This window comes from Ruegeria sp. CDSC054 (assembly GCF_059610645.1).
The window spans coordinates 115,037-137,061 of the sequence record NZ_JBXWOA010000007.1 but is presented as its reverse complement, the minus strand read 5'-3'; the positions used below and the strand labels follow the sequence as shown (position 1 = coordinate 137,061).

21 protein-coding genes are annotated in these 22,025 nt (G+C 58.4%); 11 read left to right on the top strand and 10 right to left on the bottom strand.

Features of this window, described 5'->3' with window-relative positions; genetic code table 11:
• The first annotated feature begins 6 nt into the window (after positions 1-6).
• The gene (locus AC2FGC_RS14985) at positions 7-1,581 is read left to right on the top strand and encodes a 2-isopropylmalate synthase (protein ID WP_058273476.1); all 1,575 of its coding nucleotides are present in this window, start codon (positions 7-9) and stop codon (positions 1,579-1,581) included.
• Positions 1,582-1,636: 55 nt separating this feature from the next.
• Here AC2FGC_RS14985 and AC2FGC_RS14980 read toward each other — a convergent pair whose 3' ends face one another.
• From AC2FGC_RS14980 to AC2FGC_RS14970, 3 genes are all read right to left on the bottom strand, one after another.
• The gene (locus tag AC2FGC_RS14980; RefSeq protein ID WP_496725878.1) at positions 1,637-2,134 is read right to left on the bottom strand and encodes a DUF2141 domain-containing protein; all 498 of its coding nucleotides are present in this window, start codon (positions 2,132-2,134) and stop codon (positions 1,637-1,639) included.
• Positions 2,135-2,152: 18 nt separating this feature from the next.
• Positions 2,153-3,052 (bottom strand): sterol desaturase family protein, encoded by a 900-nt coding sequence (locus tag AC2FGC_RS14975; protein ID WP_496725877.1) that lies wholly within the window; start codon positions 3,050-3,052, stop codon positions 2,153-2,155.
• Between the two features lie 176 nt (positions 3,053-3,228).
• Positions 3,229-4,020 (bottom strand): 23S rRNA (adenine(2030)-N(6))-methyltransferase RlmJ, encoded by a 792-nt coding sequence (locus tag AC2FGC_RS14970; protein WP_496782726.1) that lies wholly within the window; start codon positions 4,018-4,020, stop codon positions 3,229-3,231.
• Positions 4,021-4,175: 155 nt separating this feature from the next.
• Between AC2FGC_RS14970 and AC2FGC_RS14965 the strand changes: the two genes are divergently transcribed.
• Genes AC2FGC_RS14965 through AC2FGC_RS14940 form a run of 6 tightly spaced genes read left to right on the top strand, consistent with a single transcriptional unit; the run spans position 4,176 to position 10,743 of the window.
• Complete coding sequence (locus AC2FGC_RS14965) at positions 4,176-5,222, top strand: rod shape-determining protein (protein WP_039523195.1); 1,047 nt, start codon at positions 4,176-4,178, stop codon at positions 5,220-5,222.
• Between the two features lie 59 nt (positions 5,223-5,281).
• Positions 5,282-6,184, top strand: a complete 903-nt coding sequence (gene mreC, locus AC2FGC_RS14960; protein ID WP_108860807.1) for a rod shape-determining protein MreC — start codon at positions 5,282-5,284, stop codon at positions 6,182-6,184.
• The gene (locus AC2FGC_RS14955) at positions 6,177-6,713 is read left to right on the top strand and encodes a rod shape-determining protein MreD (protein WP_496725875.1); all 537 of its coding nucleotides are present in this window, start codon (positions 6,177-6,179) and stop codon (positions 6,711-6,713) included. Before mreC ends, AC2FGC_RS14955 begins: the two co-directional genes overlap by 8 nt.
• Positions 6,710-8,659 carry a penicillin-binding protein 2 gene (mrdA, locus tag AC2FGC_RS14950; protein WP_496725874.1) on the top strand — a complete coding sequence of 650 codons (1,950 nt, stop codon included), beginning with the start codon at positions 6,710-6,712 and terminating at the stop codon, positions 8,657-8,659. The genes AC2FGC_RS14955 and mrdA overlap by 4 nt, the downstream gene beginning before the upstream one ends.
• Positions 8,656-9,795, top strand: a complete 1,140-nt coding sequence (gene rodA, locus AC2FGC_RS14945; RefSeq protein WP_058273483.1) for a rod shape-determining protein RodA — start codon at positions 8,656-8,658, stop codon at positions 9,793-9,795. The genes mrdA and rodA overlap by 4 nt, the downstream gene beginning before the upstream one ends.
• A gap of 15 nt (positions 9,796-9,810) precedes the next feature.
• Entirely contained in the window at positions 9,811-10,743 is a 933-nt protein-coding gene (locus AC2FGC_RS14940) for a 2-hydroxyacid dehydrogenase (RefSeq protein ID WP_496782724.1), read from the top strand.
• Between the two features lie 5 nt (positions 10,744-10,748).
• Here AC2FGC_RS14940 and AC2FGC_RS14935 read toward each other — a convergent pair whose 3' ends face one another.
• The 6 genes from AC2FGC_RS14935 to AC2FGC_RS14910 all read right to left on the bottom strand — a co-directional run bounded on the left by AC2FGC_RS14935 (position 10,749) and on the right by AC2FGC_RS14910 (position 17,339).
• Complete coding sequence (locus AC2FGC_RS14935) at positions 10,749-12,764, bottom strand: M3 family metallopeptidase (protein ID WP_496782722.1); 2,016 nt, start codon at positions 12,762-12,764, stop codon at positions 10,749-10,751.
• A gap of 105 nt (positions 12,765-12,869) precedes the next feature.
• Positions 12,870-13,919 (bottom strand): HesA/MoeB/ThiF family protein, encoded by a 1,050-nt coding sequence (locus tag AC2FGC_RS14930; protein WP_496725871.1) that lies wholly within the window; start codon positions 13,917-13,919, stop codon positions 12,870-12,872.
• Entirely contained in the window at positions 13,919-14,374 is a 456-nt protein-coding gene (dut, locus tag AC2FGC_RS14925; RefSeq protein ID WP_496725870.1) for a dUTP diphosphatase, read from the bottom strand. The genes AC2FGC_RS14930 and dut overlap by 1 nt, the downstream gene beginning before the upstream one ends.
• 15 nt (positions 14,375-14,389) lie before the next feature.
• On the bottom strand, positions 14,390-15,586 hold the full coding sequence (gene coaBC, locus AC2FGC_RS14920; RefSeq protein ID WP_496725869.1) for a bifunctional phosphopantothenoylcysteine decarboxylase/phosphopantothenate--cysteine ligase CoaBC: 1,197 nt from the start codon (positions 15,584-15,586) through the stop codon (positions 14,390-14,392).
• 62 nt (positions 15,587-15,648) lie between these two features.
• On the bottom strand, positions 15,649-16,464 hold the full coding sequence (locus AC2FGC_RS14915; protein WP_496725868.1) for a ChaN family lipoprotein: 816 nt from the start codon (positions 16,462-16,464) through the stop codon (positions 15,649-15,651).
• A complete protein-coding gene (locus tag AC2FGC_RS14910) occupies positions 16,461-17,339 on the bottom strand; it encodes an RNA polymerase factor sigma-32 (protein WP_058273490.1) in 879 nt (292 codons plus the stop codon). Before AC2FGC_RS14910 ends, AC2FGC_RS14915 begins: the two co-directional genes overlap by 4 nt.
• Before the next feature lie 100 nt (positions 17,340-17,439).
• Between AC2FGC_RS14910 and cobU the strand changes: the two genes are divergently transcribed.
• The 4 genes from cobU to AC2FGC_RS14890 are packed head-to-tail and all read left to right on the top strand — an operon-like array spanning position 17,440 to position 21,039.
• Entirely contained in the window at positions 17,440-17,961 is a 522-nt protein-coding gene (gene cobU, locus AC2FGC_RS14905) for a bifunctional adenosylcobinamide kinase/adenosylcobinamide-phosphate guanylyltransferase (protein WP_496782720.1), read from the top strand.
• Positions 17,958-18,536: a histidine phosphatase family protein gene (locus AC2FGC_RS14900; RefSeq protein WP_496725866.1), complete on the top strand. Its 579-nt coding sequence runs from the start codon at positions 17,958-17,960 to the stop codon at positions 18,534-18,536. Before cobU ends, AC2FGC_RS14900 begins: the two co-directional genes overlap by 4 nt.
• Positions 18,537-18,594: 58 nt before the next feature.
• The gene (locus tag AC2FGC_RS14895; RefSeq protein ID WP_496725865.1) at positions 18,595-19,479 is read left to right on the top strand and encodes a glutathione S-transferase; all 885 of its coding nucleotides are present in this window, start codon (positions 18,595-18,597) and stop codon (positions 19,477-19,479) included.
• A 45-nt stretch (positions 19,480-19,524) separates the two neighbouring features.
• Positions 19,525-21,039 (top strand): YifB family Mg chelatase-like AAA ATPase, encoded by a 1,515-nt coding sequence (locus AC2FGC_RS14890; protein ID WP_496725864.1) that lies wholly within the window; start codon positions 19,525-19,527, stop codon positions 21,037-21,039.
• Here AC2FGC_RS14890 and gshB read toward each other — a convergent pair.
• Complete coding sequence (gene gshB, locus AC2FGC_RS14885) at positions 21,036-21,968, bottom strand: glutathione synthase (protein ID WP_496725863.1); 933 nt, start codon at positions 21,966-21,968, stop codon at positions 21,036-21,038. The two genes, AC2FGC_RS14890 and gshB, sit on opposite strands and share 4 nt — an antisense overlap.
• Positions 21,969-22,025: the final 57 nt, after the last annotated feature.

Sequence of the window (22,025 nt, the reverse complement as noted above, 5' to 3'; positions counted from 1 at the left end):
ATTCCCATGACCAATGTGACCGACCAAGACCGTGTCTTGATCTTTGACACAACCCTGCGCGACGGCGAGCAAAGCCCCGGCGCAACCATGACCCATTCGGAAAAGCTGGAGATTGCCGAGCTGTTGGACGACATGGGCGTCGATATCATCGAGGCCGGGTTCCCCATCGCCTCCGAAGGTGATTTCAAGGCCGTGTCCGAAATTGCCGAACGGTCAAAGAACAGCCGCATCTGCGGTCTGGCCCGCGCCAATTTCGCCGATATCGACCGGTGTTGGGAAGCTGTGAAACATGCAGGTAAAAGCCGCATCCACACCTTCATCGGCACCTCGCCGCTGCACCGTGCCATCCCGAACCTGACACAGGACGAGATGGCCGACAAAATCCACGAAACCGTGAGCCATGCGCGCAATCTGTGCGAAAACGTGCAGTGGTCGCCTATGGATGCGACGCGGACCGAATGGGATTATCTGTGCCGCGTGATCGAGATTGCGATCAAAGCCGGTGCGACGACGATCAATATCCCAGACACGGTCGGCTACACGGCACCGATGGAGTCTGCCGATCTGATCAAACGTCTGATCGAAACGGTTCCGGGCGCGGATGAAGTGGTCTTCGCGACCCACTGCCACAACGACCTTGGCCTGGCGACCGCAAACTCGCTGGCTGCTGTTGCGGGTGGTGCGCGTCAGATTGAATGTACCATCAACGGCCTTGGCGAACGCGCCGGTAACACCGCGCTGGAAGAGGTGGTGATGGCCCTGCGCACCCGCAATGACATCATGCCTTGGAATACGGGCATCGACACGACCAAGATCATGCATATCTCGCGCCGGGTCGCGACGGTGTCGGGCTTCAACGTGCAGTTCAACAAGGCCATCGTCGGAAAGAACGCGTTCGCGCATGAAAGCGGTATCCATCAGGACGGCATGCTGAAGAACCGCGAAAACTTTGAGATCATGCGCCCTGAAGACATCGGTCTGTCCGGCACGTCTTTGCCGCTGGGCAAGCACTCGGGCCGTGCGGCGCTGCGTGATAAGCTGAACACGCTGGGTTATGAGGTTGGTGACAACCAGCTCAAGGACATTTTCGTTCGGTTCAAGGAACTGGCCGACCGTAAGAAAGAAGTGTTCGACGACGATCTGATCGCGTTGATGACGCTGGATGATGACGACGGCAACGATCACCTGCAACTGGTTTCAATGAAGGTTACCTGCGGAACCGTCGGCAAAGCCGAAGCCACTATCGAAATGGAAGTGGGCGGCAAGGAAATCATCGCCACCGAACAAGGCGACGGCCCGGTCGACGCTGCCTTCCGCGCCATTCGCGTTGTGCATCCGAATACGGCGCACCTGCAGCTTTATCAGGTGCACGCCGTGACTGAAGGTACGGACGCGCAGGCCACGGTATCGGTGCGTCTGGAAGAGGACGGCATGATCGCAACCGGCCAATCCGCCAACACCGATACGGTTGTGGCATCGGCCAAGGCGTATATCCACGCGCTGAACCGCCTGATCGTGCGCCGTCAAAAGGCGGGTCCGGGCGCAGATACCCGGGAAATCAGCTACAAAGATCTTACTTGAACAAAAAAGGGGCGGTCGATTGTCGACCGCCCCTTCTCAAATATCTCCAGCCGCTTTACGGCCAATAGAACAAGGTCAGATCTGCTGGCTTCTCTGTCCCGATCAACGAGTAGTCATACACCGGCGTGTCGTTGAGATCGTTCAGCCCCGATACTGCATACCCTTCGGTTGGTATGTAGTTCGCGTCATAGTTCAGATCATAATCCCCGTTTTCGTCGTGAAACGCGATAACAGCAAAATACCCGCTGTCGAGGTCGTGAAAGTCGAAGCGGAGCGGGTCCTCGGACGCTGGTGCCTCAAGATAACCAGCAGCTTTGGTGTAATCCATGTTGTCGAAGGCTGTCGCCTGATCAAAGGCCATGACAATCACGTTGCCCTTGGTGCTGCGCGCACCATGAAGATTGACGGTCAGACCTTTGTCTTGCGAAGTCCCTGTGGTGGAAGCCGCTGCTTGGTCAATATCTGTGGTGAACCCCGAGGCGACCCAGGCGCCTCCGACAAACAGACCTGCCGTAACGATGGCCGCCACGATGCGTTGTGTGTTGCTTGGCATCTTTTGCGCTCCTACGCCCTACTTAGCGGGTTTACTCTGTTTGCGACCGTTCTTTGGCTGCCAGCCCGGAGGTCCGAAGAAAACACCCAGCTTGTTGCCGAACCCCGGCATGTTCCGGACATCCTTGAACAGGCGGGCAAAGCCGTGAAGGAAGGCGACGAAGGGATTGATCGAGTCGATCGGTTTGACGAGGCCATAGACCACCTCTTCCTTTTCGTCCTCGAACGTTCCGAACATGCGGTCCCAGATGATCAGAATCCCAGCATAGTTCTTGTCCAGGTATTTCGGGTTTGATCCATGGTGAACGCGGTGATGCGACGGCGTGTTGAAGATGTATTCAATCGGGCGCCACAGCTTTTTGATAACTTCGGTATGCAGGGCCGTCTGATACAGCTGCACCAGCAGTTCCGCGACCAGCACCATGAATGGGTTGAACCCCAAAAGCACAAGCGGCAAGTGGAAAAACAACGGCCAGAAGCCATCCAGCGGACCATGGCGATAAGCCACTGATATATTGAAGAAGGGAGAGCTATGGTGAACCGAATGCGTTGCCCAGAGGAAGTTGATCCGGTGCAGAATCCGATGCTCCCAGTAATAGGCCAGGTCTGCAAGGATCAGCACGATGATGAACGAAGCCCATGTTGTCGGAATATCGAACACGGCAAATTGCGAAGCCCAGACATAGGCACCGATATAGAAACCAGCCAACAGAACAAAGCTGATACCGATGAAGAAAACGAGCGTAATGAAATTGGTGACGGTGTCACCCATCATCTTCCAGTTCAGTTTTTTAACGACTGCGTATCGGATCAATTCGAAGGCCAGAAAGGCCATGGCGAAGACGAAGAACCAGTCGTTGATCAAGGTTTCCCAGTAACTCAGGTGAAAGTCACTGATATGGCGGCTTAGGAAGTCCATCGAAGCAATCCGATTCCCGTTTGTTGTCATGTATGACAGCTTATTTACGAGATCACCGCCGGAAATCAAGGGCCCGGCTTTGAAAAAACGGTTTTTCCTGCAAATCCATTGCTGTCACAGCAGATTTTTCACCTGCGTGGCATACTTTAGGAAAACCCCATGTGATCACTGATTGCTCATCCGCGCAGTTTGCCGAACAGGCCGTCCAACGATTTGGCGCACTCGTTCAGACCATAGGGCGCGTTCACAACAAACATTCCCGATCCAACCATTCCGTGCCCTTCACGCGCAGCCGGAAAGTGGACCTCGTGGTGCAGAACCTTGGGGAAATCCCGTTTCGCCAAAGCGTTGCGCATGGCCTGATGCCGTCCATTGGCCAATATCGGATACCACAGCGCGATCACACCCACGTTCCATTTCCGATTCAGCGAAGCGATGATGCCGGGCAGCCTGTCATAATCGGATTTGACCTCATAACTTGGATCAATCAGCAAAACGCCACGGCGCGGCGTTGGCGGCAGCAGGGACTGGGCCAGTTCAAAGCCATCCTGCTGATAGGTCCGGGCACCGGTCGTGATCATGGCGTCAGACAGCGCGCGGTATTCCTGCGGATGCAATTCAGCAAGGTGCATCTTGTCCTGCGGGCGCAAAAGATTCGCCGCGATCAGCGGCGACCCCGGATACGCCGTTTTGCCATGCCGATCATGCACAGCGGCGATGGCCCTGCTCAGGGGATGATCGGCGTCAAACCAGCCTTCGGTCAACGCACGTTCAATTCCCGCAGCTGCTTCACCGGTCTGAACGGCCTGATCCGAGTCCAACTGGTACAACCCCCGCCCCGAATGGGTTTCGATGTAGCTTAGCGGTTTGTCCTTTTGGGTCAGATAGGCCAGCGTTTCTGCCAAAATTGCGTGCTTATGGACGTCCGCAAGGTTACCTGCGTGGTAAATATGTTGATATGAGAGCATGATGCCTTCTAAAGTCCCTGCAATTAAGGCGGAAAGGTGCTGATTGTCGCGGAATCAGCCCTTTTACCGGGCGAGTTGGCACCCTATAAGTCATCCGTCCCGGAACCGTCGAGTCGCGGGCAGTAGAAAACTGACATACAGGATCAGGAAAAAATATGGGGATCTTTGGCAATCTGGGCGGCCTGTTCACAGCGGACATGGCTATCGACCTTGGTACAGCGAACACGCTGGTTTACGTCAAGGGTCGCGGTGTTATCCTGTCTGAACCCTCCGTGGTGGCGTATCACGTCAAGGACGGCGTAAAAAAGGTTCTGGCTGTTGGCGAAGACGCCAAGCTGATGCTGGGCCGGACCCCTGGATCGATCGAAGCCATCCGCCCAATGCGCGAAGGCGTGATTGCCGACTTTGATACGGCAGAGGAAATGATCAAGCACTTCATCCGCAAAGTGCACAAGCGTTCAACTTTCTCGAAGCCCAAGATCATCGTCTGCGTTCCCCATGGCGCGACCCCTGTTGAAAAACGCGCGATCCGTCAGTCGGTTCTGTCCGCAGGCGCCCGCCGCGCCGGTCTGATTGCCGAACCTATTGCAGCCGCGATTGGTGCAGGCATGCCCATCACCGACCCGACCGGCAACATGGTTGTCGATATCGGCGGTGGTACCACCGAGGTTGCTGTTCTGTCGTTAGGTGACATCGTATATGCCCGCTCGGTCCGCGTCGGTGGTGACCGTATGGATGAGGCGATCATCTCGTACTTGCGCCGCCAGCAGAACTTGCTTGTCGGTGAATCCACGGCCGAGCGGATCAAGACCACCATCGGCACTGCGCGCATGCCCGACGACGGCCGCGGCCAGTCGATGCACATTCGCGGACGCGACTTGCTGAATGGTGTGCCCAAGGAAATTGAAATCAGCCAGGCCCAAGTGGCCGAGGCGCTGTCCGAACCCGTCCAGCAGATTTGCGAGGCGGTAATGACCGCACTGGAAACCACTCCGCCTGATCTGGCGGCTGATATCGTGGACCGGGGCGTGATGCTGACCGGCGGCGGTGCACTGTTGGGCGATCTGGACCTTGCCCTGCGCGAACAGACCGGCTTGGCCGTGTCGATAGCCGACGAAAGCCTTAATTGTGTGGCTTTGGGCACCGGCAAGGCGCTGGAATACGAAAAACAACTGCGCCACGCGATTGACTACGAAAGCTAAGGCGCGCACCCTTTACTACATTGGGTAAATTCGGCACGAGCAGCACGGGAAGGAGTCCTGTGGCAAAAGACCGATCACAGCGCGATGAATACACAACCCCCTTGCGCCGCCTGTTGCTGGGGATTGTTGTGTTGTGTCTGCTAGGCATCTTTCTGATCTGGCGGATCGACAGCCCGCGCGTGGAACGGTTTCGTGCACAGGTCGTGGACAGTGTTGTGCCGTCGATGGAATGGGCCATGGTTCCTGTCACCGCCGCCGTCAATCTGGTGCGCGATTTCCAAAGTTACCAACGGCTGAGTGATCAGAACCAGGAATTGCGCAGCGAATTGCGCATCATGCGCGCCTGGAAAGAGGCCGCGTTGCAGCTGGAGCAGGAAAATGCCCGGCTTCTGGACCTGAACAACGTGCGTCTTGATCCGCGCCTGACCTATATCACCGGGGTGGTCATGGCCGATAGCGGCTCGCCCTTCCGCCAGTCGGTCCTGCTGAACGTGGGTGAAAGGGATGGGATCAGGGACGGCTGGGCCACCATGGACGGGATTGGCGTCGTCGGGCGTATCTCGGGCGTTGGCCCCGACACCGCGCGTGTCATCCTGATGACAGATGCATCCAGTGCAATTCCTGCCACAATTCAACCGTCTGGCCAAACCGCTCTGATCACCGGCGACAACACGCAATCCCCGTCGGTGGAGTTTCTGGAAAACCGCGAACTGGTACGTCCCGGCGACCGCGTTGTAACCTCGGGTGATGGCGGCGTGTTCCCCGGAGGGTTGCTGATCGGGCAGATCACTGAAGACCCAGGCGGGCGTTTGCGGGTGCGCCTCTCCGCAGATTTTGAACGACTGGAATTCCTTCGCGTTCTGCGCTTCCACTTGGCCCCGGTGATCTCGGATCCTGGCGGCATCGTGGGCCCACGGCAACCCGAGGCTGCCCTGACCCCACCGGAGGTCGGCGATGGATAGGCAAACCTCGCATCTTTGGCTCAAACGCTGTTTGTACGTGTTTCTGGCGTTACTGATTATGTTCCTGCATCTTCTGCCTCTGGATACAAAGCCGGACCGGTGGCCGTTTCCGGACATGCTTATTGCGTTAACGTTCGCCTGGGTTCTTCGCCGACCGGAATACGTTCCCATTTTTCTGGTTGCTGCGGTGATGCTGATGGCCGATTTGCTGCTGCAACGACCTCCCGGCCTGCTGGCAGCACTTGTGGTTTTAGGATCGTCGTATCTGCGCTCGGCCGCGCCCGGAATGCGCGACGCCGGGTTTATGGCTGAATGGACAACGGCCGCTGTGGTGATCGCGGGAATTTTCATCTTGAACCGTGTCATTCTTGCTATTCTATCGGTACAGCAAGCGGCGTTGGGTCCTGTGGTGATACAAGTGGTTCTGACAATTGCGGTTTATCCTCTGGTCGTTCTTCTCAGCCAGAATGTGCTCGGCGTTCGGCGCGTATCAGTGTCGGACCCCGGCACAAGAGGGGCCCGGGCATGAAACAACGCAATCCCAAAGCGCAAGGATTGGCCTATAAACGCCTGCCGCGCCGCGCGTTGATCCTGGGCGGGTTGCAGACTGCGTTTATCGGCGGCCTGGCAGCGCGAATGCGCTTTATGCAAGTGGATCAGGCTGACGAGTACCGTCTGCTGGCCGAAGAAAACCGGATCAACATTCGCCTGATCCCGCCAACGCGCGGGCGCATCTATGACCGCAACGGCCAGATCATCGGACAAAACACGCAGTCGTATCGTATTGTTATGGTCCGCGAAGATGCGGGCGACGTCGACAAAGTCATCGCCAAACTTTCAGAGCTTATCCCGCTGACTCAGGAAGAGATTAATCGCGCCAAGACCGAGATGCGCCGTTCTGCCCCGTTCCTGCCAGTCACACTGGCCGATCAGGTCACGTGGGAGGATATCTCCAAGGTCGCTGTCAATGCGCCCGCCCTGCCCGGCGTTACGCCTGAGGTGGGCATGGCCCGTCAGTATCCCCGCTACGAGGATTTCGCTCATGTCGTTGGTTACGTCGGGCCGGTCAGTGACTATGATCTCAGCCTGATCGAAGATCCCGAACCGGTGCTGCGTATCCCCCGGTTCCAGATCGGCAAGGTCGGTCTGGAGTCCAAACAGGAAATCAGCCTGCGCGGAAAAGCTGGCGCAAAACGTGTCGAGGTCAACGCTACAGGCCGCATCATGCGCGAGCTTGACCGGCAAGAAGGCGAGGCAGGGGCCGATCTGCAATTGTCCGTTGATGCGGACCTGCAGCAATACGCCCAAGCGCGCCTGGCCGGTGAAAGCGCGGCTGCAGTCGTCATCGACTGCGAAACCGGGGATATCCGGGCCATCAGTTCTGCCCCCAGTTTCGACCCGAACCTATTCGTGCGCGGGATATCGGTCGCGGACTACCGGGCATTGACTGAAGATAACTACCGCCCGCTGGCAAACAAGACGGTACAGGGCACCTATCCGCCCGGCTCAACCTTCAAGATGATCACCGCACTTGCCGCGCTTGAGGCCGGAGTTGTTGGTCCCGGCAACACCGTCTATTGCCCCGGGCACCTGAAGGTCGGCAGTCGCCGCTTCCATTGCTGGAAGCGTGGCGGGCATGGGACTGTGGATCTCAATCTGTCGCTTAAGCGCAGCTGTGATGTCTACTACTACGATGTGGCGGTGCGCACCGGCATCGACAATATCTCGGACATGGCGCGTAAGTTCGGGCTGGGCGTAAAACATGACATCCCGATGTCAGCTGTCGCTGCCGGTTTGGCCCCCAATCAGGAATGGAAAGAGCGGGTCCACGGTGAAGGTTGGCTGGTGGGCGACACCGCAAATGCCTCGATCGGGCAAGGGTTCATGCTGGCCTCTCCCCTGCAGCTTGCGGTCATGACGGCAAGGATCGCTACAGGCCGGGCCGTGAAGCCACGTTTGGTGCGCTCCGTCAATGGCGTCGAGGAACCGTCAGGAGCAGGTGAGCCGCTGGACGTCAACCCGTACAACCTGAATCAGGTGCGCAAAGCGATGTTCTCGGTCTCAAACGATAGGGCTGGCACCGCCTATCGCAGCCGCATCATCAATGATGAATTCCGCATGGCCGGTAAGACAGGGACCAGCCAGGTGCGCAACATCACCAAGGCCGAACGCGCGGCTGGCGTAATCCGCAACGAAGACCTGCCGTGGGAACGGCGCGACCACGCGCTGTTCGTCAGCTATGCGCCGTACGACAATCCGAAATACGCCGTGGCAGTGGTGGTGGAACACGGCGGTGGCGGATCCAAGGCAGCGGCCCCGGTCGCGCGGGATATCATGCTGCAGGCTCTGTACAACGGCACGCCACCGCTCGAGGCTTATCCGGTTGCAGATCGTGACCGCATCAAGGAACAACAAAAACGGCTTGAGGGCGACCGCCGCCCCAAAGCGCGACCTGATGAAAAGGACCGCGCATGAGCTATCTTGAGTACGCCGTCAAATCCACGCCAACGGGGTTTCGCAAGTTCCTCTACATGAACTGGCCGCTGACTTTGTTGCTGATCAGCGTCGCCAGCGCCGGATTCCTGATGCTGTATTCGGTCGCGGGCGGGTCCTGGATGCCCTGGGCCGAACCCCAGATTGAGCGGTTCGGACTGGGATTGACCGTTATGTTCATCATCGCGTTGGTACCGATCTGGTTCTGGCGCAACATGTCCGTCTTGGCCTATCTCGGCTCGATCGTTCTGCTAATTTTTGTGGAACTCTTCGGCACCATCGGCATGGGTGCGCAGCGTTGGATCGACCTTGGTTTCATGAGGCTCCAGCCTTCCGAAGTCATGAAGATTGCGCTGGTCATGGTTCTGGCTGCCTACTACGATTGGTTGCCGTCTCATAAGACATCGCGACCGCTCTGGGTGCTTATACCGGTCATCCTGATCCTGATCCCTACGGCTATGGTCCTAAAACAACCCGATCTGGGCACCTCGATCCTGTTGTTGGCGGCGGGCGGGGGACTGATGTTCCTGGCTGGTGTGCACTGGGCTTATTTCGCCGCCGTTATCGCGGCGGTGGTCGGCCTAATTGCCACCGTGTTCAACAGCCGGGGCACCGAGTGGCAGTTGCTCAAGGATTACCAGTTCCGCCGAATAGATACCTTCCTTGATCCCTCCACCGATCCGCTGGGTGCAGGCTATCACATTACCCAGTCGAAAATCGCGCTGGGGTCAGGCGGCTGGAACGGGCGCGGGTTCATGCAAGGGACACAGTCGCGCCTGAACTTCCTGCCCGAAAAGCACACGGACTTCATCTTTACCACGCTGGCCGAGGAATTCGGGTTTGTCGGAGGCATCACTTTGCTGACCCTTTACGCCCTGATTATTATCTTTTGTATGGTCACGGCTTTGGCGACAAAGGACCGGTTCTCATCCCTGGTCACCTTGGGCGTTGCGCTCAACTTCTTCCTGTTCTTTGCGGTCAATATGTCCATGGTCATGGGCCTTGCGCCGGTTGTGGGCGTACCCCTGCCGATGGTCAGCTACGGCGGGTCCGCCATGCTGGTTCTGATGGCTGCCTTCGGCATTGTTCAAAGCGCGCATATTCACCGCCCCCGCTGAATTGAAAGGCCCATCATGCCCGTAAACGTCCTGTTTTCCGCGCGCCCAGAACAATGGCCGGTGTATGAACCTCTGCTTACAAAAGGGCTGTCGCAGGCCAATCTGGACTTCCGTCTGGCAACTGAGTTTGAGCCTGACCAGGTCGACTACGTCGTTTATGCACCAACAAGCGGGTTGCTGGATTTTTCACCCTACACACGATTGAAGGCGGTTCTGAGCCTTTGGGCCGGTGTTGAAAAAATCGCGGGCAACGAAACGCTGACCGTGCCGTTGGCCAGGATGGTTGACCACGGGCTAAAGCACGGCATGACGGAATGGGTCGTCGGTCAGGTGCTGCGCTATCATCTGGGCATGGACCGCTACATCACGGTGCAGGACGGTGTCTGGACACCTGACGCCCCGCCGCTTGCCAGCGAGCGGGATGTGTGTGTGCTGGGCCTTGGTGCATTAGGAGAAGCCGCCGCAACGGCGCTGGCCGCGCTGAATTTCAAAGTCACGGGTTGGAGCAGAACCGCAAAGGACATCCCCGGCGTGACCTGCCTGCACGGCACTGACGGCTTGCGTACCGCTTTATCTAGTGCCGAGATCGTGGTTCTATTGTTGCCCGATACACCGGCGACGGTGAATGCACTGAATGCGGACACTCTGGCCTTGCTGCCCAAGGGCGCGCGGATCATCAACCCCGGGCGCGGACCATTGATCGACGACGATGCACTGCTGGCCGCGCTGAATTCGGGGCACATTAGCCACGCCACGCTAGACGTGTTTCGCGTGGAACCCCTGCCGTCAGAGCACCCCTACTGGGCGCATCCCAACGTGACTGTCACGCCGCATATCGCTTCGGAAACCCGCCCGGCGACCGCAGCCCAGGTGATCTGTGAGAACATTATCCGAGGCGAGGAAGGAAAGCCCTTCCTGCACCTCGTTGACCGCCATCTGGGCTACTGATCCGGTCAGGCCGCGACTAGCCCGCGGCCTTTCAACAGCGCTTCGACCCCTGGCAAACGTCCGCGGAACGCAAGATACAGGTCTTCGGCTTCGCGGGACCCGCCTGTGGATAAAATATTGTCCTCTAGGGCCTTTGCCCGTTCCGCATCAAAGGCTCCGCCGGCTTCTTCGAATGCAGCAAATGCGTCTGCATCCATGACCTCGGACCACATGTAGCTGTAGTAGCCAGAACTATAGCCGTCGCCCGCGAAGACATGCGCAAAATGCGGTGTCGCATGGCGCATACCAATGGCTTTTGGCATTCCGATACCGGCCAGTACCTCGGCCTGTTTTGCCATCGGGTCAGATGGTGCTGCGCCATCATGGAACGCGAGATCAACCAGTGCCGAGGCCACGTATTCCACGGTCTGGAACCCTTGATCGAAATTCGCCGCCTTCAATACCTTGTCCAGCATGTCTTGAGGCATCGGCTCACCGGTTTCAACATGGGTCGCAAATTCCGCCAGGACCTCGGGTACCTCCAGCCAGTGTTCATAGAGCTGACTGGGAAGTTCTACGAAATCACGTGCAACGCTGGTGCCCGAGATGCTTTCGTAGGTCACGTTGGACAACATCTGATGTAAGGCATGGCCAAACTCGTGGAATAGCGTGCGCGCATCGTCATACGACAGCAGCGCGGGGTCACCTTTGGCAAAATTGCAGACGTTGATCACGATTGGGGCCTGTTCCTTGGGGAACTTTGCCTGACCCCGCATGGCGCTGCACCATGCGCCCGAGCGCTTGGACCCACGCGCAAAGTAATCGCCAATGAAAACCGCAATATGCTGCCCGTCGCGCGTCACCTCCCAAGCCCGGCAATCGGGGTGATAAAGCGGCACGTCCAGCGGGGTGAACTCTAGCCCGAATAGCCTGTTGGCACAGGCAAAGGCAGCCTCGATCATGCGATCAAGCTGCAGGTAAGGTTTCAGCGCTGCCTCATCCAAATCATGTTCGGCCTTGCGGCGTTTTTCGGCGTAGTAGCGCCAGTCCCAAGCCTCGAGCGGGCCATTCACGCCATCCTCCTGCATCATGGTGGTCAGGATTTCTGCATCCGCGTCCGCCCGCTTTTTTGCCGGTTCCCAAACCTGCATCAATAGATCGCTAACACGGTCTGGCGTTCGAGCCATTTCGGTTTCCAACTTGTAGTCCGCGAAACTGGAATAGCCCAAAAGCTTGGCCCGCTCTTCGCGTAGGCTCAGGATCTCGGCAGCAATCTCGCGGTTGTCCGTTTCACCGCCATTGGCCCCGCGTGCTGTCCAGGCGCGGTAGGCTTTCGCTCGCAAATCCCGGCGGGGAGAGAATTGCAGAAACGGAACGATCAGCGACCGGGATAGAGTGACGACAGGTCCATCAGCCCCCTTCTCATCCCCGGCGGCCCGTGCCGTATCCACAACGAATTCCGGCAACCCTTCCAAATCATCTTCGGACAAGTCCATTGACCATTCCCGTTCGTCCGCCAGAAGATTTTGGGTGAACGAAGTCCCCAGCGAGGCAAGGCGCGACTTGATCTCCTGCATGCGGGTGTCATCGTCGCCATCCAATGCGGCACCTGCACGCACGAAACCACGATGCGTTAACATCAGAACGCGGGCTTGTTCGTCGGTCAGCTTCAACTGATCCTTGCGCGCCCACAGGTCCGCGACCCGCTGAAACAGTGCTTTGTTCGAAGAAATCCCTGAAAAATGCGCCGACAGTTTGGGCGAAAATGCACGCTGCAGCTCTTCCCGCGCCGGGTTGCTGTCAGCCCCAGCAACGGTGAAAAAGACAGACAAAACCTTGTCCATCTGCTCTCCGGCCGCTTCAAGTGCCTCGATTGTATTGGCAAAACTGGCCGGTTCGGGGTTGTTTGCAATCGCGTCGATCTGCGCGTTATGGGCTGCCATCGCCTGTTCCAAAGCAGGGGCGAAATCGTCATCCGAAATCCGGGCGAATGGCGCGATTTCAAATGGGGTGGTCCAGTCGGACAGGATCGGATTGGTCATGCGCATCTCCTTTGCTGGTCAAGCTAGGGAGGCGGGGTGGAATGGTCCAGAGGCCGTGCCTGCAATACATCGAAATTCTACTGCAATGCTGGCGCGACGATTGCCCTAAGCGTCTTCTGCTCCGCATATGGGGCAATCTGAGCGTCGGGTCAGTGTGATCTTGCGGCTTTCGCCATAAAGCGCGTCATAGATCAGCATTTCGGCGCGCAGCGCCTGCCCGGCGCCCGTGATTACTTTGATCGCCTCAACCGCCATCATCGAGCCCACCACGCCGGGCAACGGGCCAATGACACCGGCCTCGGCACACGATGGGGCCAAGCCAGGAGCCGGGGCCTCGGGGAAGATACACTGATAACACGGGGCACCGTTGGCCGGGTCAAAGACGCTCAGTTGGCCTTCCCATTGTGACAGAGCACCCGAAATCAGCGGTTTACCCAGCGCCACCGCAGTGCGATTGGCCAAATAGCGTGTGTCGAAATTGTCGGTCCCGTCGAGGATCAGGTCAAAATCGTCGAACAGGTCCGCTGCGATTTCATCGGTCAGGCGGCGATGGTAAGGCAGGACAACGACGTTTGGGTTCTGGGCCTGCATGGCCTGCTGGGCCGAGAAAACTTTAGGCATCCCGATATCGGCGTCGCGATGGATCACCTGCCGCTGCAGATTGGCGTTTTCAACAATATCGTCGTCGATCACGCCGATGGTGCCCACCCCAGCCGCCGCAAGATACTGCAATGCAGGCGCACCAAGACCGCCCGCGCCGATCACCAGCACACGGGCCTGTTTCATCTTTTTCTGCCCCGGCCCGCCCAGTTCGCGTAGGACGATGTGGCGGGCATACCGCTCCAACTCGATCTCAGAGAACTTGTCAGACTGCATCGCGGTTTCCTCGGCTGGCTGTGGCGCGGCACGGTTGCGCAGCGTTTTGAGCACCTTGCCATAGCTCAATACCAAAACCGCTGCGCCCCCCAGGATCAACCACAATGCCGCAGACCCGCCGGTTGCCTCGCGCAGCGGGTGCCCACCCGGCAACGTCAGTTGGATAACAAGTACTCCGATCAGCAAAACGCTGACCGACACGGAGCGAGCAGTTCGGGACACCCCCGCTACGTACCCAATGCCCCACAGAGCACCGGCAAGGATCAGAACTAGAAGCATCAACCGCGTCCAGTCGAGCCAAAACCGCCTGCGCCGCGATCTGTGTCGCTGAGCACCTCAACGGGTTCAAACGCAGCCTGCACGACTGGGGCGACGACCAGTTGCGCGATGCGTTCACCATGCGCAATCTCAAAACTTTCCTGACCGGCGTTCAGCAGAATCACCCCCAGCGGGCCGCGATAGTCACTGTCGATCGTGCCGGGCGTATTAGGCAGGGTAATCCCGTGTTTCAGCGCAAGGCCAGACCGGGGTCGAACCTGCACCTCGTACCCGTTTGGGATCTCGATCCGTAACCCCGTGGGGACCAAGGCGCGTTGTCCCGGCGCCAGCGTGATAGGCGCGCCATCGGGCAGGTTTGCCCGGACGTCCGCCCCCGCCGCTCCGGTCGTTTCATAAGACGGCAAAGCGATGGCCGGATCAGCCCCGTCTTCGCGGATCACACGAATTGCTACCATCACTGCACCTCTTGTTCAGCTTGCCAAAGCGTCGGCGATCTTTTGCGCCAGACGTTGCGCCACGGCATCCTTGCCCATACGCGGCCATTCTTCAGCCCCATCGTCCGAGATCAGGGTAACCGCGTTTTCCGAGCCCCCCATGATGCCGGTCGCCGGGCTGACATCATTGGCGACGATCCAATCACAACCTTTTCGCGCACGTTTTGCGGTCGCGTGTTCAAGCACGTTGTCAGTTTCTGCGGCAAAGCCAACTACCAACGTCGGCCGCCCCGCATCCAGCCTAGACACGCGTTTGAGGATGTCTGGGTTCTCAGCAAACTCAAGCACCGGAAGACCATCGCGGCTTTTCTTAAGCTTCTTGTCCGAAGCAGCCGCCATGCGCCAATCCGCAACCGCAGCAGCAAACACACCCGCATCTACCGGCAGTGCAGCGTCGACCGCGTCAGACATCTGCTGCGCGGTTTCCACGCGGATCACCTGCACACCTTCGGGCGGCGAAACATCGGCAGGGCCGGTAACAAAAACCACATCAGCGCCCAGCGCAGACAACGCCCGTGCCACCGCGGTGCCCTGCGCGCCCGAGGACCGGTTGGCGATGTAGCGCACAGGGTCGATCGGTTCATGTGTCGGGCCGGAGGTGACCAGAATGCGCTTGCCCTTTAGCGGACCGTTGCCAAGTTGCGCCTCGACCGCGGCCACAATCTCAAGAGGCTCCGACATTCGACCTGGGCCGTACTCTCCACAAGCCATGTCACCCTCATTGGGTCCGACAAACCGGATGCCATCTTCTTGCAATTGCTTGAGGTTGCGCTGTGTTGACGGGTGATCCCACATGCGAACGTTCATCGCCGGAGCGCACAAAACCGGGGTATCTGTCGCCATCAGCAGCGTCGAGGCCAGATCGTTGGCCAGCCCAGCCGCCATCTTTCCCATCATGTCCGCCGTTGCCGGTGCGACCACGATAAGGTCGGCGGACCTCGACAGCTGAATATGGCCCATCTCGGCCTCATCCGTCAGGTCGAACAGATCGCGATAAACCTTCTCTCCAGCCAGCGCCGAGACCGACAGCGGGGTTACGAACTCTTCTGCCGCGCCTGTTAGAACCGGTGTTACCGAAGCACCACGTTCTTTAAGCCGCCGGATCAGATCCAGCGACTTATAGGCCGCGATTCCAGCGCCGATGATTAGAAGAATGCGTTTCGATGCCAGCATATTGTGCCCTTCCCGTCCCGGTCGGCCCGACATTAGGCAAGGCCAACGGACAGTTCCAGCGGTTAATTCTGTGTCTCAAACGCCAGACAAGGGTCTTCACGTTCGATGCCGGGGCTGTCGATCACAGCGTCGAACTCACCGTCGATGACGCCATCCTCGGACTGACCCAGCACGAAAACTTTTAAACCGGGGCGTAGCCGGGACAGAAAGGTTGGAATCCCTCTGTCCTTACGGGCATGACCATTGCCAGTGATCACTGCAACAGGTCCGCCGGTATCAGCCGCCGCGCGCAATATGGCCCTTGTTAGAACCGCATCCCGCAACCGTTGGATTGCGACCAGTTGCGACAAGGCGGTTTCGGGTATCGCATTGCAATGGGCGGCCAGCTGATCGGCTTCGCGCGCCGCCTGCTCATCCCGTGGCAAGGGGACGGTCAGACCATATCGCGCAGCATCTGCGCCTAGGGCCGTCGCAGCGCCGCGTTCCATAGCCGCTCGGGCCGCCGCACGCGGAACCATGGCACCGTAAACCGGCGCGTCTGAGGCCTGAAAGACCGGGTAGTACATGCTAAGCGGCGGCCAACCGGATTCGAGCCACTTCAGAATTCTGGCAAGCTCTTCCGGATCGGAAATGGCCTTGTCCGCCAATCTCTGAGCACCTTCTTCAGTCACCATTTCCCAGACAACCGCCGAGGGATTGATGGCCTTCAACGCCTCGGCCTGAATTATGTGGTGCTGCGGGTTGTCGTGAATTTCGCCTAATATGACGACGTCCGCAGACGTCATCGCAGACACAGCGTCGTCGGGTATCAACTCATCGGCATGGCCAGAGTTGGCCATAACCACCAGTACACAAAGCAGAATCGCAAGATGTTTCATGCGATGAAGTGTTGCACCTCACGCGATTGGGCTTCAAGGTTCTTGCGCATTTTCACAAAAGCCGCAGCCTCAAGCTGACGCACGCGTTCTTTGGACAGGCTAAGTTCCTGCCCTAGGCTTTCCAGCGTTCGGGCGGGTTCGCGCAGCTTGCGTTCGCGGACAATGAACCTCTCGCGATCATTCAAAGCCTGCATTGCCGTCACCAGCCATTCACGCAATTGCTGGGTATCGTGACTGTTTTCGACAGCTTCAGCGGCTTGTTCGCGCTCATCTTCCAGCGCGTCGATCCATTCCCGGCCGTCTTCATCTGCCGATTGAACGGCATTTAACGAGAAATCGGAGCCGGACAAACGACCTTCCATCATTTCCACGTCCCGCAGCGGAACGCCGATCTCTGCGGCAATCATCTGATGCAATTGATGACGGTCAAGATCCATGCCATCGGACGCGGCCTCACGCTCTAGCCGGGCCTGCACACGTCGCATGTTGAAGAACAGGGATTTTTGCGAAGACGTGGACCCGGTGCGCACCATTGACCAGTTGCGCATCACATAGTCCTGAATGCTCGCCTTGATCCACCAGACCGCATAAGTCGAAAACCGCACGCCCCGATCGGGGTCGAACTTGTCGGCGGCTTTCATCAAGCCTAACCCGGCTTCCTGGATCAGATCATTCATCGGCGCCCCATAGCGTTTGAACTTGGCCGCCATCGAAATGGCCAGCCGCATATAGGCCGTGATCAATCGGTGAAGGGCCTGTTCATCGCGGTCGTCCCGCCACGCATATGCCAACTTTAATTCGGTTTCCGCGTCCAGAAGCTCGGCTTTCATTGCCCTCCGGGACATCGAGAAGTCGTTCGCATTGTCCAGTGCCATTGAAATCTCCCCTTTTCACAGGCGCGGGCCGGGGTTGCTTTGCCGACCTATGAACGATACGCAAAACAAAACCGGGTGGATCACATGGAAGGTAATTATCGTGAGTCCGGATTTAACCTTTGTGTTGGGCGGCGCGGCCTCGGGCAAGTCGGCTTTTGCCGAACATCTTGTTGTTTCATCAGGAAAAAAGAGGGTTTATCTTGCAACATCACAAGTGTTTGATGACGAGATGCAAGATAAGGTCCAGCGCCATGTTTCCCAACGGGGCGAAGACTGGAAGACGATCGAGGCACCGTTTGACCTTGGCCCGACATTGGCGGATTTGCCCCCGAACTCTGTCTGTCTGATCGACTGTGCCACCATGTGGCTGACCAATCACCTGCTTGCAGAAAACGATCTGGAACAGACGCAAAGCGCGCTTTTACAATCGCTACGCCTGTGTTCCGCACAGGTCGTCATCGTCTCGAACGAGGTTGGACAAGGGATCGTCCCTGACAACGCGCTGTCCCGCCGGTTTCGCGAAGCGCAGGGACGGCTGAACATCGCATTGGCCGCCGAGGCCGATCTGGTGGTGCAGGTAACGGCCGGATTGCCAATTGTATTGAAGGGACAAGTGGATTGACACGTCTGCATCTTGTGCGTCATGGCCCAACTCATGCCAAAACGATGGTCGGTTGGTCCGACCTTCCCGCCGATCTGAGCGACCGCGCAGCCGTTGCCCGCTTGCATGATCACCTACCCGCAAAGGCACTTGTTGTTTCCTCTGATCTGAGCCGGGCCGCAGATACCGCCTCGGCCATACAGGGCCGCCGCCAGCGACTACCGCATCGACCCGCGCTGCGCGAAATCAATTTCGGCACGTGGGAGTTGCGTGCCTTCAAAGAGATCGAGGCCGAAGACCCCGAGCTTGCATTCGCATATTGGGACAACCCCGGCGACGTACGCCCCACCAACGGGGAAAGCTGGAACGAGGTTCGCGGACGCGTCAACGCAGCCGTTGACGAACTGATCACGCAACACAGCGGGTGCGATATCGTGGTCGTAGCGCATTTTGGCGTGATCCTGACACAGGTCCAAAGGGCGCTGGACGTCGACGCGCAAGAGGCTTTTAGCCATCGCATCGACAACCTTTCGGTTACCGAAATCACGCACAACGGAAAACACTGGTCCGTTGGGCGGATCAATCATCTTCCGTGATGCAACCGCGCACAAATCACTGATTTACTGAACGGGTCGGCCACGCCATCCTTCCCGTATGACTTATGATTTGTTTATCGGAGACCGCTTGTTTTCCAGCTGGTCCATGCGTGGCTGGCTGATGCTGGAAAAGTTCGGTCTGCCCTATCGTTCCCATATGATCGGCCTTTATTCGGGCACCATGGCCGAGGATATGAAACCCCTCGCCCCTGCCCGCCTTGTCCCTGCCCTGCGATTGCCTGACGGCACCGTGGTTGGGGAAAGTCTGGCGATGGCGGAAACGCTGGCCGAGTTGCATCCGGAAGCCGGGTTGTGGCCCGAAGATCCTGCCGCGCGCGCCACCGCGCGATGGCTTTGCGCGGAAATGGTAGCTGGATTTGGCGCATTGCGCGGACAGTGTCCGATGCAACTCAAACAGTGTTGGCAAGGGTTCGTTCCCTCGTCTGAGACGCGCACCGATCTGGCAAGGATCGAGACCTTGTGGGCTCATGCCCGTGATGTGTCAGGCGCGAATACCGGTCCTTTGTTCGGTCGCTATTCGCTGGCTGACGTGGTCTACACACCAGTCGCGGCGCGGATCATCGGCTACGGCTTGCCCGTGTCTAATGCCAATCGCGAATACTGTCTTGAGTTGCTGTCAGATGGACCCATCCGCCAATGGCGTGCGATGGGACTGACGGTCGAATACGACCCATTTCCCTACCCAATGGATCTGCAATCAGAACCTTGGCCAATCGGCGGCACGTCGCAGGCAAAGGCGGTTAATGGCACGACGTCAATCAATGACACCTGCCCCTATTCCGGCAAAGCCATTACTGCAGTTCTTGAACTCGACGGCCAACGCTGGGGGTTCTGTAATTCGTTCTGCCGTGACAAAACTGTCGCTGATCCCGGAGCCTGGCCGAAATTCACCGAAATGACCCGCGTTGTTAACGATTCTTAAACCGCGACCGTGGCAGCAACGACCTGTTAACCAAAAAGGTCATTCATGGTTGCCCGCGCCCATACCGTTGCTTTTCAAGGGGTTGATGCCCGCCCGGTCGAGGTGCAATGCGCCGTCTCGCCGGGATTGCCCGCCTTTTCCATCGTAGGATTGCCCGACAAAGCTGTGTCCGAAGCGCGGGACCGCGTCCGCAGCGCGTTAAGTTCCATGGCCATCGCATTGCCGTCGAAACGGATCACGATCAACCTGTCACCCGCCGACCTGCCCAAGGAAGGCAGCCATTTCGACCTGCCCATCGCGGTCGCGCTGCTATCTGCGTTAGAGATCATTCCTCGGGACGCCGCCGAAGGGTCGGTGTCGCTGGGCGAACTGTCTCTGGACGGCTCTCTGGTACCTGTTGTTGGCGCCTTGCCTGCCGCAATGACCGCTGCAGCAGAGGATCGCGCTTTGCTTTGCCCGCGCGCGTCAAGCGCCGAGGCTGCTTGGGTCGATGCGACGCAGGTCATCGGGGCTGGGTCGCTTGGGGACGTGGTGCGGCATTTCTCGGGCCAGTCCCCTCTGCCCGCCGCGCAACCCGGCGAAGTTACACTTGAGCCCAGCGCGAGGGATCTGCGCGACGTCAAAGGGCAAGAGCGCGCCAAACGCGCCTTGGAAATCGCCGCGGCCGGGCGACATCATCTGATCATGACCGGCACGCCCGGATCAGGGAAATCTATGCTGGCTGCTAGGCTGCCCGGAATTTTGCCGCCGCTCACGCCAGCAGAGGCCTTGGAAACCTCAATGATCCAATCTCTGTGCGGGCTCTTGGACGAAGGCGGAATCAGTCGCAGCCGCCCGTTTCGCGAACCTCATCACACGGCGTCCATGGCTGCGATCGTTGGTGGCGGCAGGGGGGCAAAGCCGGGCGAGATTTCGCTGGCCCACAACGGCGTTCTGTTCATGGACGAGTTCCCGGAATTTCCGCGCACGGTTCTGGAGACACTACGCCAGCCGATTGAAACTGGAGAGGTCATGGTCGCGCGTGCAAATGCCCATGTGAAATACCCCTGCCGGTTCATGCTGGTCGCGGCGGCAAACCCCTGCAAATGCGGGTACCTGACCGATCCCGGGCGCGCTTGTTCCCGCGCACCTGTTTGCGGAGAGGATTATCTGAGCCGAATCTCCGGGCCGCTGATGGACCGGTTTGATTTGCGGATTGAGGTGCCCCCGGTCAGATTCACCGATCTGGACCTACCACCCTCGGGTGACGGTTCCGCCACCGTTGCCGCGCGCGTCGAACAAGCCTGGTCGATTCAGGCAGAGCGGTTTTGCGATACACTGTCCACCCGTCAGAACGCCGATGTCGAGGGTAAATTGCTGGATGAAATCGCTGCCCCGGATGCTGAAGGCAAAGACCTGTTGCTGAAGGCAGCCGAGCGATTTGGCCTGTCTGCCCGCGCCTTTCACCGAATCCTGCGTGTGGCGCGTACCATCGCTGATCTGGACGGGGCACCGGATGTCCGGCGCCCTCACATTGCCGAGGCGCTCAGCTTTCGTATCAGCGCCAAGGCCGCGTCTTAAAGCTTGGCCTCAATCGCCTGCCAGATCTTTTCAGCGACGTTCACGCCGTTAAACCGCTCAAGTTCCTGAATGCCGGTCGGCGAGGTCACGTTGATCTCTGTCAGGTAGTCGCCGATCACATCGATACCCACAAAGATCTGGCCTTTTTCTTTCAGCAACGGTCCAATCGCGGCACAAATTTCCAAATCGCGCTCAGACAGGCCGATTTTCTCAGGGCGACCGCCCACATGCATATTCGAACGCGTTTCGCCCGCGGCCGGTACGCGGTTGATCGCACCGACTGCGTCACCATCGACCAGAATCACACGCTTATCGCCATTGCTGACATCCGGCAGGAATTTCTGAACAATCAAAGGCTCACGCGAGAATCCGGTGAACAGTTCATGCAATGAGGTCAAGTTGCGATCATTCGCATCCAGTCGGAAAACTCCTGCACCACCGTTTCCATAAAGCGGTTTGAGGATGACGTCGCCGTGCTTTTCCTTGAACGTCTTGATGGTCTGCAGGTCGCGCGCAATTGTTGTCGGCGGGGTCAATTCCGGGAAATCCAGAACCAGCAGTTTCTCGGGGTAGTTCCGTACCCAGAACGGATCATTCACAACCAACACCTGGCCCTTAAGACGGTCCAGCAGGTGGGTCGATGTGATGTAATGCATGTCAAACGGCGGGTCCTGACGCAGCCAGATCACGTCGAACTCTGCCAGGTCCACTTCATGTTCCGGGCCAAGTTCAGCCGGATTGCCTGCCACGCGCTGAACTTTCATGTCCTGACCGCGTGCGGTGATCCGCCCCTCTTGATAGGCTAGCTGATCCGGGCTGTAGAAAAACAGCGAGTGTCCGCGCGCCTGCGCCTCTTCGGCCAGACGGAATGAGCTGTCGGCATTGATATCCACGGCCCCGATCGGGTCCATCTGAAAGGCGATTTTCATGGCGTGTCCCTCAGTTTCACGCCAGATACATGGCCCAGCCACGTCGGGGGTTCAATG